A 15,528-nucleotide genomic window follows, 5' to 3' on the forward strand; every position below is an offset into this window, starting at 1 on the left:
GGACGTGGGATGATCGGCGACGTGCTGAAGTGGACCACCGCCGGAGAATCGCATGGCCAGGCCCTGGTGACGATCGTCGAGGGCGTCATCGCGGGCGTCGAGGTGACGAGCGACCAGATCGCGTCGCAACTCGCCCGTCGCCGCCTGGGCTACGGCCGCGGTGCCCGGATGAAGTTCGAGGCCGACGCGGTCAGGGTGCTCGCCGGCGTCCGCCACGGTCGCACCATGGGCTCGCCCATCGCGATCGAGGTCGGGAACACCGAGTGGCCCAAGTGGGACACGATCATGTCAGCGGATCCCATCGACCCCGATGCGATCGAGGACAAGGCCCGCGCGGCCACCCTCACCAGACCTCGCCCGGGCCACGCCGACTTCGCCGGGATGCTGAAGTACGACTTCGACGACGCCCGCATGGTTCTCGAACGCGCCAGCGCACGCGAGACCGCGGCCAGGGTCGCGGCGGGGACGGTCGCGCGGGCGGTGCTGCGCGAGGTCCTGGGCGTCGAGGTGCTCTCCCACGTGATCTCCATAGGCGCCTCCGAGCCCTACGTCGGGCCGGAGCCCGCGTTCGCCGACCTGCCCGCCATCGACGCCAGCCCCGTGCGTGCCTTCGACACCGCGAGCGGGGAGTCCATGATCGCCGAGATCGAGGCCGCCAAGAGGGCCGGGGACACGCTCGGGGGCGTCGTCGAGGTGGTCGTCCACGGGCTGCCCATCGGACTCGGCTCGCACGTGTCCGGCGAGGAGCGCCTCGACGCCCAACTGGCGGGAGCCCTCATGGGGATCCAGGCGATCAAGGGGGTCGAGGTCGGCGACGGTTTCGAGACCGCGCGTCGCCGGGGCAGCGTCGCGCACGACGAGATGGTGCGGGGCGACGACGGCGTGGGACGCCGGACCAACCGCGCGGGTGGACTCGAGGGCGGGATGACCAACGGGCAGGCCCTCCGGGTCCGCGCCGCCATGAAACCCATCTCCACGGTGCCGCGCGCGCTGAGCACCGTCGACATGGCGGACGGGTCCGGCGCCACCGCCATCCACCAGCGCTCCGATGTCTGCGCGGTCCCCGCTGCCGGGGTGGTCGCCGAATCCATGGTCGCGCTGGTCCTCGCGCGCTCCGTCCTTCAGAAGTTCGGCGGGGACTCGGTGTCGGAGACCCGGCGCAACGCGCAGGGGTACCTCGACGCCGTGGCGGCGAGACTGGACTGGGACTCGGATCCGGCATGAACCACCCGGCACGGCCGGTCGCCGTCCTGGTGGGTCCGCCGGGTGCCGGCAAGACGACCATCGGGCGCAAGCTGGCCCGCAGGCTCGACGTGCCGTTCCGTGACGCCGACCAGATGATCGAGGAAGCCGAGGGGCGGTCGATACCCGAGATCTTCGCGGACGCAGGTGAGCCCGCGTTCCGCGCGATCGAGGAGAGGGTCGTGGCCGAGGCGCTGGAGACCTTCAGCGGGGTCCTCTCGCTGGGGGGCGGCGCCGTGCTGTCGGCGACCACCCGCGCCCGGCTCCGCGGCCACCGCGTGATCCATCTGACGATCGGGGTGGCCGAGGGGGTGCGCAGGTCCCGGGGTGCCGGTCGTCCACTCCTCGCCGGGGGCGACGTCACAGCCCGCTACCAGGCGTTGTTGACCGAGCGGGCGCCGCTCTACCGGGAGGTCGCGTGGTCGACCGTCAGCACCGAGCGCAGGAGTTCGGGCAAGGTGGTGACGGAGATCGTCGACAGACTCGAGTCCGGTGACCCGCACGCGCGCAGCACGGCGGACCGATCGTGAGTCCGGCGAGAAGTGAGATCAGTCGAACGATGAGCGGGAGCCCTTCATGAACCGAGACGGAGACACCACCGAGCCCGTGGTGGTGGATGTGCGGTCCGCCGCCCCCTATCCGGTGGTGATCGGCCGCGGACTGTTACCGGAGATCCTCGAGGCGTGCTCGGAGTCGCGCAACCTGGCGATATTCCACCAGCCGCCGTTGACGCAGACCGCCGAGCTGCTGCGGGAGCAACTCGCCGCCGCCGGGGTCAACGCGCACCGCGTCGAGATCCCCGACGCGGAGGCCGGCAAGGACCTCGCCGTCGCGGGCTACTGCTGGGACGTGCTCGGCAAGATCGGGCTGGGCCGCAAGGACACCGTGGTGAGCCTGGGCGGCGGGGCGGCGACGGACCTCGCCGGATTCGTGGCCGCCACCTGGATGCGCGGGGTGCGCGTGGTCCACATCCCCACCACACTGCTCGCCATGGTGGACGCCGCCGTGGGGGGCAAGACCGGGATCAACACCGACGCCGGCAAGAACCTGGTGGGGTGCTTCCACGAACCGGCCGCCGTCTTCGTCGACACCGCGACCCTCGAATCGGTTCCGCGCAACGAACTGATCTCGGGCATGGCCGAGGTGGTCAAGTGCGGTTTCATCGCCGACCCGGGGATCCTCGATCTCATCGAGGCGGACCCGCAGGCCGCGATCGATCCGACCGGGGAGACGATCGTCGAACTCATCCGGCGCAGTGTCCAGGTCAAGGCCGACGTGGTGGGCCGGGACCTCAAGGAGTCCGGCCCCCGGGAGAACCTCAACTACGGTCACACGCTCGGGCACGCCGTCGAGCGCCGTGAGCAGTACCGCTGGCGGCACGGGGCCGCCGTGAGCGTGGGGATGTGCTTCGTGGCGGAGCTGGCCCGGCTGGCGGGGCGTCTGGACGACGCGACGGCGGACCGACACGCGTCGATCCTGTCCTCACTCGGGCTGCCCACCGGGTACCACGATGACGCGTTCCCCCGGCTGCTCGAGCTGATGGCGGGGGACAAGAAGAACCACTCCGGATTCCTCCGGTTGGTGGTCCTCGACGGACTGGCCCGTCCGGCACGGATGGAGGCCCCCGACCCGTCCCTGATGACCGCGGCCTACGCCGCGATCTCGGAGGGCAACAAGCCCAGCGGCGGCGGGGTGCTGCTGTGAGTGACCGGTTGGCGGCCCGTCGGCGCGCGGTCGCCTCCGCGACCGCCGAGGCGGGAGCCACCGCGCTCCTGGTGACCGACCCCAGGAACATCGCGTATCTGACCGGGTTCCGCGGGTCCGGGGGAGCCGTTCTGGTGGAGGACGACGGCGAGGCCGTCCTGTGCACGGATTCCCGGTACGAACTCCAGGTCGTCGAGCAGGCCCCGGATGTCGGGCACGTGATCTCGCGGGAGTACGTCGCGGGCGTTCTCGGACGTCGTCGCGGACCCGCCGACGCTCCGCTGGCGGTCGAGGCGGACGCCATGACCCTGTCCGCGGCGACCGCGCTGCGGAGGGTGCTCGCCGAGCTCGGGGCCGCGGACGCGCCGCTCGTCGAGACCAGTGGAGTGGTGGAGTCTGTGAGGCGGGCCAAGGACAGCGACGAGATCGGACTCATCGAGCGGGCCTGCCGGGTCGTCGACGACGCCTGGACCCATGTGCTGGCCCACGGCGTGCTCGCCACGGGCCGCAGCGAGCGTGAGGTCGCAGCGGACCTCGAACACGCCATGCGGCGGGCCGGTTCGGACGGCGTCGCGTTCGAGACCATCGTCGCCTCGGGCCCCAACGGGGCGTTCCCTCACCACGTCCCGGGGGACAGGCTGCTCGCCCCTGGCGATCTCGTGGTGGTCGACTTCGGCGCGACGGTCTCGGGCTACGCCTCGGACTGCACCCGCACGGTGGCGTTCGCGGGCGCCGCGGACAGGCTGCTCGACGCCTACCAGGTGGTCAGCCGCGCGCATCGCGCCGGTGTGTCCGCGGTCCGGGAAGGACTGGCCTGCGGGGAGCTCGACGGCGTGAGCCGGGGCATCATCTCCGACGCGGGGTTCGGCGAGCACTTCGGCCATTCGCTGGGTCACGGTGTGGGACTGGACGTCCACGAAGCGCCCGCGGTCTCCACCAGGTCCGCGAGTACACTGTCCGACGGCGATGTGATCACCATCGAGCCGGGGATCTACCTCCCCGGGCTCGGCGGGATCCGAATCGAGGACACCGTGGCCGTCACCGGCGGGAGCGGTAGATCCCTGACCACCACGTCGACGGCGCTGACCGTGCTCTGAGCCGCCGTCCCACAGAACATCCGCGCGGCGCCCGTCCACGGCCGCCCGCCGACGACTCGCGAAGGAGAACCGACCATGGCGTCCACCGCCGATTTCAAGAACGGCCTCGTCCTCAAGGAGGAGGGAAACCTGTGGCAGATCCAGGAGTTCCAGCACGTCAAGCCGGGTAAGGGTCCCGCCTTCGTCCGCACGAAGATCAAGAACGTCGTCTCCGGCAAGATCGTCGACAAGACCTACAACGCCGGGGTCAAGGTGGAGACCGCGACGGTGGACCGCCGCGACATGACCTTCCTGTACCGCGACGGGGAGGACTACGTCCTCATGGACGAGAAGGACTTCGAGCAGATCAACGTCTCTCCCGCCGTGATGGGGGACGGTGCCCGCTTCCTCCTCGAGAACACCAGCGTCCAGGTCTCGATGCACGAGGGCGTGGCGCTCTTCGCCGAGATGCCCGTCGCGGTGGATCTGGTCGTCCAGCACACCGATCCGGGACTCCAGGGGGACCGGTCGACCGGTGGCACCAAGCCCGCCACACTCGAGACCGGTGCCGAGGTCCACGTCCCGCTGTTCATCAACACGGGCGACAAGCTCCGCATCGACACCCGTGACGGACGGTACCTCAGCCGGGTGAACGACTGACCATGGCGGACGAGGCAGATCACCGGCGCCGGGGATCGAGGTTCCGGGCCCGCAAGCGAGCGGTGGCCCTGCTGTTCGAGGCGGAACTCCGCGACGCCGATGTGGTGGCGCTCGCGGAGGAGCGCCGCCGGATGGGCGAGGAGTCGCAGGAGTTCCACGACGTCGCGACGTACACCATGGACATCGTCACGGGCGTGGCTCAGCGGTTGGACCGTCTCGACTCGATGATCTCCGAGCACCTGCGTGAGTGGACCCTCGAGCGCCTGCCGGCCGTGGACCGGGCGGTGCTGCGGGCGGGAGCGTGGGAGCTGCTGTTCGGGACCGAGGACGTGGAGGCGGCGATCGTGATCGACCAGTCCGTGCTGTTGATCTCGGATCTGTCGGCCGAGAAGTCGGTGCCCTACGTCAACGCGGTCCTCGACCGGATCGCCGGTCTCGCCGAGCACATCCGGGCCGCCGAAAGCGCGGTGTCCTCGCTCGATCCGGCGCCGACCGCCGACGTGTCGGAGCCCACCCCTGACCCGCGGGGGTCGGGGGCCGGCGACTGATAGAGTTCGACCCGAAAGCTATCCCTTTAACGAGCCGTCCAGAGAGGCGGACAAGGAGGTGGTGATCGGTGAGCACTGACGGTCCGGAGTCGACCTCGGTTTCACTCTTCACGTCTGACGACGTCGCCAGGACGGTATCCCGACTGGCGCACCAGATCATCGAACGCACCGCCGCGGACTCCCCGGAGTCGGGTCCCGTGGTCCTGCTCGGCATCCCGACCCGTGGCGTTCCCCTCGCGCACCGCCTGGCCGAGCGCATCCGCGAGTTCAGCGGAGCCTCGGTGCACGCGGGCTCGCTGGACGTCACCCTCTACCGGGACGACCTCGCCGGGGGGCCGCACCGCCCCATGGGCCCCACCTCGGTCCCGCCGGACGGGGTCGACGGGGCGACCGTGATCCTGGTCGACGACGTCCTGTTCTCCGGCCGCACCATCCGGGCGGCGTTCGACGCGCTCCGTGACCTCGGCAGGCCCGCGCGCGTCCAGCTCGCCGTCCTGGTCGACCGCGGGCACCGCGAGCTCCCGATCCGTGCCGATTACGTGGGCAAGAACGTCCCCACCTCGCGCGAGGAGGGCGTCTCCGTCCGGCTCATGGAGACGGACGGTGTCGACACGGTGGTCCTGCGGCGGCCGACTCCGGAGGACACCCTGTGAAACATCTCCTCTCCGCCGCCGATCTCGACCGCGACGCGGCGTTGTCGATCCTGGACGAGGCGGACCGTCTCAAGGAGGCGCTCCTCGGCCGGGAGGTGCGCAAGCTCCCGACCCTCCGGGGCAAGACCGTGCTGACCGTCTTCTACGAGAACTCCACGCGGACCCGGGTGTCCTTCGAGACCGCCGGAAAATGGATGAGTGCCGACGTGATCAACGTCTCCGCGAGCGCCTCCTCGGTGCAGAAGGGCGAGTCCCTCCGTGACACCGCCATGACGCTGACCGCCGTCGGGGCGGACGCGCTCATCGTCCGCCATCCGGCCTCGGGCTCCGCCCTCCAGATCGCCGGCTGGGTGGCCCCCGGCGGGGCCGGCCCCTCGGTGATCAACGCCGGGGACGGGATGCACGAACACCCGACCCAGGCACTGCTCGATGCGATGACCATCCGGGAACGTCTGGGGGGGATCGAGGGCCGCCGCGTGGTGATCGTCGGCGACATCCTGCACTCCCGGGTCGCCCGGTCGAACGCCCTGCTGTTGTCGACCCTCGGCGCCGAGGTGGTCCTGGTCGCCCCGCCCACCCTGCTCCCGGTGGGCGTCGGACAATGGCCGGTCAGGGTGTCCACCGACCTCGACGCCGAACTGCCCGGCGCGGACGCGGTGATGATGCTGCGCGTGCAGGCCGAGCGGATGAACGGTGGTTTCTTCCCGTCCGCCCGCGAGTACGCGGTGCGCTACGGCCTGGGACCCGCCCGTACCTCCCGGCTGCCCGAGAACGCGGTCGTCCTGCACCCCGGACCCATGGTCCGGGGAATGGAGATCGGGTTCGACACGGCCGACGCCCCGTCGTCAGCAATTCTCCAGCAGGTCACCAACGGCGTCCACGTGCGCATGTCGGTCCTGCTCCACACCCTCGTCGGAACGGAAGGAAACCCCGAGTGAGTGCCCTCGAACCCCCGACCCTGCTACTGCGCCGGGTCCGGCCCTACGGGGAGGGCGACCCCGTCGACGTGCTCGTCAGGGACGGGCTGGTCGCCGCGATCGGGCCCGACGCCGGCGCCGACCTTCCCGGTGAGGCGGAGATCCACGACCTGGGCGGCGCCGTCCTACTGCCCGGGTTCGTCGACCTGCACACCCACCTCCGGGAGCCCGGCCGCGAGGACACCGAGACCGTGGCCAGCGGTTCGGCAGCCGCGGCGCGGGGCGGATACACCGCGGTGTTCGCCATGGCCAACACGCAGCCGCCCCAGGACAATCAGACCGTGACCGACTCCGTATGGCGGATCGGCCGATCCGTGGGGCTGTGCGACATCCACCCGGTGGGAGCGGTCACCGTCGGCCTCAAGGGGGAGCAGCTCACCGAGATGGGCCAGATGGCCTCCGGCGAGGCCGGGGTCCGGATCTTCTCCGACGACGGCATGTGCGTCTACGACCCACTGGTGATGCGCCGCGCCCTCGAATACTCGGCGGGCCTCGGCGTGCTGATCGCCCAGCACGCGGAGGAGCCACGCCTGACCAAGGGTGCGGTGGCACACGAGGGGCCCACGGCCGCCCGCCTCGGACTGACCGGCTGGCCGCGCTCGGCGGAGGAGTCGATCGTCGCGCGCGACGCGATCCTGGCCCGGGACGCCGGCGCGCGCGTCCACATCTGCCACGCCTCCACCACGGGGACGGTCGAGCTGCTCAAGTGGGCGAAGGCGCAGGGGATCTCGATCACCGCGGAGGTCACCCCCCATCACCTGCTGCTCGACGACACGAGGCTCGAGACCTACGACGGGGTCTACCGGGTCAACCCGCCTCTGCGCGAAGCCCACGACACCCTCGCGCTGCGTGACGCGCTCGTGTCCGGGGTGATCGACTGCGTCGCCACGGACCACGCCCCCCACGCCGCCCAGGAGAAGTGCTGCGAGTTCGCGGCCGCCCGCCCGGGCATGCTCGGGTTGGAGACGGCGTTGCCCATCGTGGCGGCCCTGCTGGTCGAGTCGGGGGAGATGACCTGGCGCGATCTGGCCCGCGTGATGAGCGCGCGGCCCGCCGAGATCGCCGGCCTCACCGACCAGGGGCGTCCGATCGCGGTCGGGGAGCCGGCCAACCTCGCCGCCGTCGAACCCGACTCCCCGTGGACCGTCGTGGGGGAGGAACTCGCAAGTCTGTCCGCCAACACCCCCTACGAGGGGATGACGTTCGCCGCCCGGGTCGTGGGCACCGTATACCGGGGCCGCATGACCCACCGCGACGGAGAGGTACTCGCATGACACAGGACATCTGGACCCTGATCGTCGTCATCCTGGTCTTCCTGGGCATACTCGCGTTGATGATCCGGGGGTGGCGCAACCGGACGCGATCCCAGGCAGGTCTGTTCGACTCCCTGCCCGAGGTGCCCGCCGAGACCGGCGAGGTGGTCCTGGGCCCGCTGACCGGCGTGTACATCGGGAGCACCGTCGCGGGGGACTGGCAGGCACGCATCGCCCGCGCGCCACTCGGGCACCGTTCGGCCGGAACCCTCACCGCGTTCACCGGAGGGCTGCGGCTCGACCTCGCCGACGCCACCGTCTGGATCCCCCGCTCCGACCTCCAGACCGTGCGACGCGCCTCGGCCCTCGCCAACAAGACCGTGCCGGGCGGCGGGATCCTCGTCGCCCGATGGCAGGTCGACGGCCCGGACGGCACCACCGAGATCGACTCCGGCTTCCGGGCCGACGACAAGGACACGTACCCCCGCTGGGAGGCGCTGCGCGGAGACGCCGCACCGACCACCCGGCCGGACACCCCCAGCTCCACCACCGAGGAGAACAAGTGACACCGCACCACGGAACCACCGTCGCACCGGGGGGGCGCCACCCCGCCGCGCTCGTCCTCGAGGACGGCCGCATCCACCGCGGGACATCGTTCGGCGCGACCGGGACGACGCTCGGCGAGGCCGTGTTCACGACCGGGATGTCCGGTTACCAGGAGACCATGACCGACCCGTCCTATCACCGGCAGATCGTCGTCAGCACCGCTCCCCAGATCGGCAACACCGGGTGGAACGACGAGGACGGCGAGTCGCTCCTGGACGGAGGGAACGGCGGCGGTCGGATCTGGGTGGCGGGCCTCGTCATCCGTGACCTCTCACGGCGGGCGTCCAACCACCGGTCCGAGCGCACGCTCGAGGACGAGATGCTCGCCCAGGGAATCGTGGGGATCGCCGACGTGGACACCCGGGCGGTCGTCCGCCACATCCGGGAGCTCGGGGCCATGAAGGCCGGCATCTTCTCCGGTGACGCCGTGGTGGACGACGAGACGATGCTCGCGACCGTGCGCGATCAGGAGCCCATGGCCGGGGCCTCCCTCGCCGGGGAGGTCTCGACGGACACGCCCTACGTCGTCGAACCCGAGGGCGACGTGCGCCACTCGGTGGCCGCGCTCGACCTGGGCATCAAGACCAACACCCCCCGCATGCTCACCGCACGCGGCGTGCGGGTCCACGTCCTGCCCTCCGACTCGACCCTGCAGGACGTCCTCGAACTCGACGTCGACGGGGTCTTCCTGTCCAACGGGCCCGGGGACCCGGCCACCGCCGACGCGGCGGTCCACCTGACCAAGGAGGTCCTGAGCCAGGGGATCCCGTTCTTCGGGATCTGCTTCGGCAACCAGATCCTGGGCAGAGCGCTCGGACTCGACACCTACAAGATGAGGTTCGGCCACCGCGGCATCAACATCCCGGTGGTGGAGAAGGCCACGGGGACGGTCGCCATCACGTCCCAGAACCACGGGTTCGCCCTGCGTGCGCCGGAGAGCGAGACCTGGGAGACACCCTGGGGCACCGCCACCGTCACGCACGTCTGCGCGAACGACGGGTCCGTCGAGGGCGTCGCCCTCACCGACGGCTCGGCATTCTCCGTCCAGTACCACCCGGAGGCCGCGGCAGGTCCCCGTGACGCCGCCGATCTCTTCGACCGCTTCGTCAGCCTGCTCGACTCAGCGTCCGGCGACGCCGCCGACGGTTCCGCAGACTCCAGAAAGGGCTCGAACTGATGCCCCGCCGCACAGACATCAACCACGTCCTCGTCATCGGTTCCGGACCGATCGTCATCGGCCAGGCGTGTGAGTTCGACTACTCCGGCACGCAGGCGTGCCGGGTGCTCCGTGCCGAGGGCCTGCGGGTCACGCTCGTCAACTCCAACCCGGCGACGATCATGACCGACCCCGAGTTCGCGGACAGCACCTACATCGAGCCGATCACGCCCGAGTACATCGACAAGATCTTCACCAAGGAAGCGGCCGACGGGCACCCCGTCGACGCGGTGTTGGCGACCCTCGGGGGTCAGACCGCCCTCAACGCCGCCATGCAGCTCGATGCCCAGGGGATCCTCGCCAAGCACGGCGTGGAACTGATCGGGGCCGACATCCCCGCCATCAACCGGGGCGAGGACCGGCAGACCTTCAAGGACATCGTCGCGAGTGTGGGGGGTGACTCCGCGCGCAGCGCCGTGTGCCACACCATGGAGGAGGTGCACGCGACCGTCGCCGAGCTCGGTCTGCCCGTCGTGGTCCGGCCGTCGTTCACCATGGGCGGGCTCGGCTCCGGCCTGGCCTACACCACCGAGGACCTCGAGCGGATCGCCGGCGGCGGTCTGTCCGCCTCGCCCACCGCGAACGTCCTCATCGAGGAGTCGATCCTCGGGTGGAAGGAGTTCGAGCTCGAGCTCATGCGGGACAACAAGGACAACGTCGTGGTGGTGTGCTCCATCGAGAACGTCGACGCCCTCGGGGTCCACACCGGCGACTCGGTCACCGTCGCGCCGTCCATGACGTTGACCGACCGCGAATACCAGGACATGCGCGACATCGGGATCGCGATCCTCCGCGCCGTCGGCGTCGACACCGGGGGATGCAACATCCAGTTCGCCATCAACCCGGTGGACGGCCGGCTCGTGGTGATCGAGATGAACCCGCGCGTCTCCCGGTCCTCGGCCCTGGCGTCCAAGGCCACCGGGTTCCCCATCGCCAAGATCGCCGCCCGCCTCGCCATCGGGTACTCGCTCGACGAGATCACCAACGACATCACCGGTGAGACCCCCGCGTGCTTCGAACCGACCCTGGACTACGTGGTGGTAAAGGCACCGCGGTTCGCCTTCGAGAAGTTCCCCGGCGCGGACGACACCCTCACGACCACCATGAAGTCGGTGGGCGAGGCGATGAGCCTGGGCCGTAACTTCCGCGAGGCGCTCGGCAAGGTGATGCGCTCCCTGGAGACCAAGGCCGCCGGCTTCTGGACGCTGCCCGACGAGACGATCGCGCCCGGTCGGTCGACCGACGTCGACGCCGTCCTCGCCGACCTCGTGCGCCCGACCGAGGGCCGGATCTACGACGTCGAGCTCGCGCTGCGGCTCGGCGCGACCGTCGACCAGGTCCACGAGGTATCGGGGCTCGACCCGTGGTTCCTCGAGGAGATCTCCGCGCTGGTCGAGCTCCGACAGGAGATCGTCGACGCGCCAGTGGTCGACGCCGCGCTCCTGCGGCGCGCGAAGCACAACGGACTGTCCGACGCCCAGATCGCGGCCCTGCGGCCGGAGTTCGCCGGCCCCGAGGGCGTGCGGCGCCTGCGTCACCGCCTCGAGGTCCGGCCCGTCTACAAGACGGTCGACACCTGCGCCGCGGAGTTCGAGGCCAAGACCCCGTACCACTACTCGACCTACGAACTCGACCCCGCTGCCGAGTCCGAGGTCGCGGCCCAGACCGAGCGCGAGAAGGTCATCATCCTGGGCTCGGGACCCAACCGGATCGGCCAGGGCATCGAGTTCGACTACTCGTGCGTGCACGCCGCGCTCACGTTGTCCGAGGCCGGGTACGAGACCGTCATGGTCAACTGCAACCCGGAGACCGTCTCGACCGACTACGACACCGCCGACCGTCTGTACTTCGAGCCGCTGACGTTCGAGGACGTCATGGAGGTCTACCACGCCGAGTCCGAGTCGGGCACCGTCGCCGGTGTCCTGGTCCAACTCGGTGGCCAGACCCCGCTGGGCCTGGCGGCGCAGCTCGAGGAGGCCGGCGTCCCCATCGTGGGCACCAGCCCGTCGGCGATCGACCTGGCGGAGGACCGGCGAGAGTTCGGCGAGGTCCTCGTCAGGGCCGGTCTGCCCGCACCCGCGTTCGGGACCGCCATCAACGCCACGGAGGCCACGGAGATCGCGGCCCGCATCGGGTACCCCGTCCTCGTCCGCCCCTCGTACGTCCTGGGTGGACGCGGGATGGAGATCGTCTACGACGAGGACTCGCTGCGGTCGTACATCGATCGCGCCACCGAGATCAGCCCGGATCGTCCCGTCCTGGTCGACCGCTTCCTCGACGACGCGGTCGAGATCGACGTCGACGTGCTGTGCGACGGCACCGAGGTCTACCTGGGTGGCGTCATGGAACACATCGAGGAGGCCGGCATCCACTCCGGCGACTCCGCCTGCGCGCTCCCGCCCATCACTCTGGGGCAGGACGACATCGATCGCGTGCGCCGTTCCAGCGAGGCGCTGGCGCATGGGATCGGCGTCAAGGGACTGCTCAACGTGCAGTACGCGATCAAAGACGACGTCCTGTACGTCCTGGAGGCCAACCCCAGGGCCAGTCGTACGGTGCCGTTCGTCTCCAAGGCGACCGGCGTGCACCTCGCCAAGGCGTGCGCACGGATCATGATGGGTGAGACCATCGCCGAGCTCAAGGCCGAGGGACTGCTGCCGTCGGACCGGGACGGCGGATCGCTCCCGGCGGACGCGCCCGTCGCGGTCAAGGAAGCGGTCCTCCCGTTCAACCGCTTCCGCACACCCGAGGGCAACCCCGTGGAGTCACTGCTGAGCCCGGAGATGAAGTCGACCGGGGAGGTCATGGGCATCGGTCCCGACTTCGCCGTCGCCTTTGCCAAGGGCCAGCTCGCGGCCGAGGGGGTGCTTCCGACGTCCGGGACCGTGTTCGTCTCCGTCGCGAACAGGGACAAGCGCTCCATGGTGTTCCCGGCGCAACGACTGGCCGCGCTCGGGTTCACCGTCCTGGCCACCGAGGGCACCGCGCTCATGCTCCGGCGGTACGGGATCGCCTGCGAGACCGTCGCGAAACTCACCGAGGCCGGGGGTGGCCCGGTCGACGACAAGGGTGACCCGGTCCGGACGATCGTCGACAGGATCAACGCGGACGAGGTCGACCTGATCCTCAACATCGCCTCCTCCACCGGGGGCACCCGGGCCGATGGACACGAGATCCGTTCGGCCGCCATCACCCGGCGGGTCCCGTGTGTCACCACCGTCCAGGGCGCGACCGCGGCGGTCCACGGTATCGAGGCCGTCCGGCGCGGGGACGTCACCGTCAGCCCCCTGCAGGAGCTGCACAGCGGGTTCGCCGCCCGATGACCGACGGGACGTCCCGGGTCTCCTTCGGGGCGCGGCTCCACGGTGCGGTGCGTGCCCGGGGAAACCTCTGCGTGGGCATCGACCCGCACCCGGCGCTCCTCGAGGCCTGGGGGCTGGGTGTGGACGCCGCGGGTCTCCGCGAGTTCTCCCGTCGATCGCTGGAGGCGTTCGGGGATCTCGTGCCGGCGATCAAACCCCAGGTGGCGTTCTTCGAGGAGCACGGATCCGCCGGGTTCGCGGTCCTCGAGGAGGTGCTGGCGTCGATCGTCGAGGCCGGCGCCCTGTCGATCGCGGACGCCAAGCGCGGGGACATCGGTTCCACGATGGCCGGGTACTCCCGGGCGTGGCTGGCGGAGGGTTCACCGCTGGCGTGTGACGCGCTGACCGTGTCCCCGTACCTCGGGGTGGGGTCGCTGGAGGCGGCGTTCGACACCGCGTCGGCGAACGATCGCGGGGTGTTCGTGTTGGCCCGCACCTCCAACCCGGAGGCGGGGGGACTGCAGGGGGCCACCGGGCCCTCCGGAACGGTCGCGCAGATGGTCGTGGACGAGGTGGGCCGACGGAACGCCGCGTCGGAGACCGGGACGCCGGGTTCGTTCGGCGTGGTGGTGGGCGCGACGGTCGCCGACCCTCCGCGACTGGACGCGCTCTCCGGTCCGGTTCTCATGCCGGGGGTGGGGGAGCAGGGGGGGACCTCGGAGGACGTCCGGAGGATCGCCGGGCCCGCGTTGCCCCACACCCTCGTCAACGTCTCCCGGCACGTCCTGCGCTCGGGCCCGGACGTCGGGGCGATGCGGGCGGTGGTCCGCGAGCTGGCCGAGACCTACCGGTTCGCCGGGCCCGACTGACTCGTTAGTAGTCCCAGCGGATGGCTGGAGTCACAGGGGCCCCGTGTGCCGCGCTGATCCGTGACGCGGTCGCGCGATTTCGGGCGGTTCGGTTCGCGATCGCGGACGACCGACGTTAGTCTTCTCCTCACCTCACTCGTCAATGCGCAGTTCAGGCGGGGTGCCACGCCGGGCCCCGCACGAGGACGAGGCCACTCGGCCGCGTACTGTTGCTGAGGTCATCAGGCCCGACGCCGTGCCGGTCTCCCGCAAGGGGGGCGGAATCGCCCGGGTACGGTGAGCACGAGGGAGCGCCCGCTCCCGGACGCGCTCCGCAGCCCGCGGACGCGCCGGGGACGGTCACCGCACACCACACGTGGATGTCCTACGGTGGACACCCGCGTGAGTCATGAGACACACACGAACGAGACGGAGGAATTGTGGCCCTTCCCCAGTTGACCGATGAGCAGCGTGCCGCTGCTCTGGAGAAGGCGGCTGCCGCCCGTCGCGCCCGGGCTGAGCTCAAGGAGCGCCTGAAGCGTGGTGGCACCGACCTCAAGCAGGTGCTCAAGGATGCCGAGAGTGACGAGATCCTCGGCAAGATGAAGGTCTCGGCGCTGCTCGAGGCCCTGCCCAAGGTCGGCAAGGTCAAGGCTCAGGAGATCATGACCGAGCTGGAGATCGCCCCGACGCGTCGCCTGCGTGGTCTCGGAGACCGCCAGCGCCGCGCACTGCTCGAGCGGTTCGACTTCACGGTCGACTGATCGACGTATGAACACACCGTCGTCCGGGGTCTCGTCCCCGGAAGCGGCGGCGAAGAGGGGCCGGCTGATCGTCTTGGCCGGCCCCTCCGCCGTCGGTAAGTCAACCGTCGTGGCGCGCCTTCGCGATCGCGTCCCGGGCCTCTTCTTCAGCGTGTCGATGACCACCCGGGACCCCCGTCCCGGGGAGGTCGACGGACGCGACTACCACTTCGTCAGTACGGAGGAGTTCCGTCGTGCCGTCGCACAGGGCCGGATGCTCGAGTGGGCAGAGATCCACCGCGGTCTCCAACTCTCGGGCACCCCAGCGGAGCCGGTTCGTGAGGCACTCGCTCAGGGGCGTCCGGTCCTGATCGAGGTCGATCTCGCCGGCGTCCGGCAGATCCGGGACTCCATTCCGGAGGGGCGGACCGTGTTCCTGTCGCCCCCCTCGTGGGAGGAGCTCGAAGTCCGTCTGCGGGGCAGAGGTACCGAACCGCACGAGGTCGTCGCCCGCAGGCTCGAGACCGCCAAGGTCGAGATGGCCGCGCGGGAGGAGTTCGACGAGGTCGTCGTCAACGACGAACTCGAGGCCGCGGTGGATGAGTTGGTATCATTGCTGGTCGGCCAAGACTGACGCCGAATCCGACGCCCGAGCACCACCCAGGCCAGAGCACCACCCAGGCTGGACCCCAGAGGAGAA

General features: G+C 70.4%; 15 protein-coding genes. All 15 read left to right on the forward strand.

Features of this window, described 5'->3' with window-relative positions:
- The first annotated feature begins 21 nt into the window (after positions 1 to 21).
- Positions 22 to 1,224, forward strand: coding sequence for a chorismate synthase (gene aroC, locus CEY15_RS00905; RefSeq protein ID WP_095716979.1), 1,203 nt, complete (start codon positions 22 to 24; stop codon positions 1,222 to 1,224).
- A complete protein-coding gene (locus CEY15_RS00910; protein ID WP_017836854.1) occupies positions 1,221 to 1,772 on the forward strand; it encodes a shikimate kinase in 552 nt (183 codons plus the stop codon). The genes aroC and CEY15_RS00910 overlap by 4 nt, the downstream gene beginning before the upstream one ends.
- Positions 1,773 to 1,818: 46 nt before the next feature.
- Positions 1,819 to 2,946 (forward strand): 3-dehydroquinate synthase, encoded by a 1,128-nt coding sequence (gene aroB / locus CEY15_RS00915; protein WP_095716891.1) that lies wholly within the window; start codon positions 1,819 to 1,821, stop codon positions 2,944 to 2,946.
- Complete coding sequence (locus CEY15_RS00920; RefSeq protein WP_095716892.1) at positions 2,943 to 4,043, forward strand: M24 family metallopeptidase; 1,101 nt, start codon at positions 2,943 to 2,945, stop codon at positions 4,041 to 4,043. Before aroB ends, CEY15_RS00920 begins: the two co-directional genes overlap by 4 nt.
- A 75-nt stretch (positions 4,044 to 4,118) precedes the next feature.
- Positions 4,119 to 4,682, forward strand: a complete 564-nt coding sequence (gene efp / locus CEY15_RS00925; protein WP_017836851.1) for an elongation factor P — start codon at positions 4,119 to 4,121, stop codon at positions 4,680 to 4,682.
- A gap of 2 nt (positions 4,683 to 4,684) precedes the next feature.
- Positions 4,685 to 5,230 carry a transcription antitermination factor NusB gene (nusB, locus tag CEY15_RS00930; RefSeq protein WP_095716893.1) on the forward strand — a complete coding sequence of 182 codons (546 nt, stop codon included), beginning with the start codon at positions 4,685 to 4,687 and terminating at the stop codon, positions 5,228 to 5,230.
- 68 nt (positions 5,231 to 5,298) lie between these two features.
- Positions 5,299 to 5,883 carry a bifunctional pyr operon transcriptional regulator/uracil phosphoribosyltransferase PyrR gene (pyrR, locus tag CEY15_RS00935; RefSeq protein ID WP_095716894.1) on the forward strand — a complete coding sequence of 195 codons (585 nt, stop codon included), beginning with the start codon at positions 5,299 to 5,301 and terminating at the stop codon, positions 5,881 to 5,883.
- The gene (locus tag CEY15_RS00940; RefSeq protein WP_095716895.1) at positions 5,880 to 6,821 is read left to right on the forward strand and encodes an aspartate carbamoyltransferase catalytic subunit; all 942 of its coding nucleotides are present in this window, start codon (positions 5,880 to 5,882) and stop codon (positions 6,819 to 6,821) included. The genes pyrR and CEY15_RS00940 overlap by 4 nt, the downstream gene beginning before the upstream one ends.
- Complete coding sequence (locus tag CEY15_RS00945) at positions 6,818 to 8,134, forward strand: dihydroorotase (protein ID WP_095716896.1); 1,317 nt, start codon at positions 6,818 to 6,820, stop codon at positions 8,132 to 8,134. The genes CEY15_RS00940 and CEY15_RS00945 overlap by 4 nt, the downstream gene beginning before the upstream one ends.
- Positions 8,131 to 8,679, forward strand: a complete 549-nt coding sequence (locus CEY15_RS00950; protein ID WP_095716897.1) for a hypothetical protein — start codon at positions 8,131 to 8,133, stop codon at positions 8,677 to 8,679. The genes CEY15_RS00945 and CEY15_RS00950 overlap by 4 nt, the downstream gene beginning before the upstream one ends.
- Complete coding sequence (gene carA, locus CEY15_RS00955) at positions 8,676 to 9,896, forward strand: glutamine-hydrolyzing carbamoyl-phosphate synthase small subunit (RefSeq protein WP_095716898.1); 1,221 nt, start codon at positions 8,676 to 8,678, stop codon at positions 9,894 to 9,896. The genes CEY15_RS00950 and carA overlap by 4 nt, the downstream gene beginning before the upstream one ends.
- The gene (carB, locus tag CEY15_RS00960) at positions 9,896 to 13,258 is read left to right on the forward strand and encodes a carbamoyl-phosphate synthase large subunit (protein ID WP_095716899.1); all 3,363 of its coding nucleotides are present in this window, start codon (positions 9,896 to 9,898) and stop codon (positions 13,256 to 13,258) included. The genes carA and carB overlap by 1 nt, the downstream gene beginning before the upstream one ends.
- Positions 13,255 to 14,106 carry an orotidine-5'-phosphate decarboxylase gene (pyrF, locus tag CEY15_RS00965; RefSeq protein ID WP_017836843.1) on the forward strand — a complete coding sequence of 284 codons (852 nt, stop codon included), beginning with the start codon at positions 13,255 to 13,257 and terminating at the stop codon, positions 14,104 to 14,106. The genes carB and pyrF overlap by 4 nt, the downstream gene beginning before the upstream one ends.
- A 419-nt stretch (positions 14,107 to 14,525) precedes the next feature.
- Positions 14,526 to 14,849, forward strand: coding sequence for an integration host factor, actinobacterial type (gene mihF, locus CEY15_RS00970; RefSeq protein ID WP_007631925.1), 324 nt, complete (start codon positions 14,526 to 14,528; stop codon positions 14,847 to 14,849).
- A gap of 7 nt (positions 14,850 to 14,856) precedes the next feature.
- Positions 14,857 to 15,462 (forward strand): guanylate kinase, encoded by a 606-nt coding sequence (gmk, locus tag CEY15_RS00975; RefSeq protein ID WP_095716900.1) that lies wholly within the window; start codon positions 14,857 to 14,859, stop codon positions 15,460 to 15,462.
- The last annotated feature ends 66 nt before the right edge of the window (positions 15,463 to 15,528 follow it).

Origin of the sequence: Dietzia natronolimnaea (assembly GCF_002289575.1) — a bacterium.
Lineage (GTDB): Bacteria > Actinomycetota > Actinomycetes > Mycobacteriales > Mycobacteriaceae > Dietzia > Dietzia natronolimnaea_A.

What these genes read in the sequence shown, in the direction of transcription:
- gmk (WP_095716900.1), top strand. Translation starts at nt 14,857, where the DNA reads ATGAACACACCGTCGTCCGGGGTCTCGTCCCCGGAAGCGGCGGCGAAG.
- nusB (WP_095716893.1), top strand. Translation starts at nt 4,685, where the DNA reads ATGGCGGACGAGGCAGATCACCGGCGCCGGGGATCGAGGTTCCGGGCC.
- CEY15_RS00950 (WP_095716897.1), top strand. Translation starts at nt 8,131, where the DNA reads ATGACACAGGACATCTGGACCCTGATCGTCGTCATCCTGGTCTTCCTG.
- efp (WP_017836851.1), top strand. Translation starts at nt 4,119, where the DNA reads ATGGCGTCCACCGCCGATTTCAAGAACGGCCTCGTCCTCAAGGAGGAG.
- aroB (WP_095716891.1), top strand. Translation starts at nt 1,819, where the DNA reads ATGAACCGAGACGGAGACACCACCGAGCCCGTGGTGGTGGATGTGCGG.
- pyrF (WP_017836843.1), top strand. Translation starts at nt 13,255, where the DNA reads ATGACCGACGGGACGTCCCGGGTCTCCTTCGGGGCGCGGCTCCACGGT.
- carB (WP_095716899.1), top strand. Translation starts at nt 9,896, where the DNA reads ATGCCCCGCCGCACAGACATCAACCACGTCCTCGTCATCGGTTCCGGA.
- CEY15_RS00910 (WP_017836854.1), top strand. Translation starts at nt 1,221, where the DNA reads ATGAACCACCCGGCACGGCCGGTCGCCGTCCTGGTGGGTCCGCCGGGT.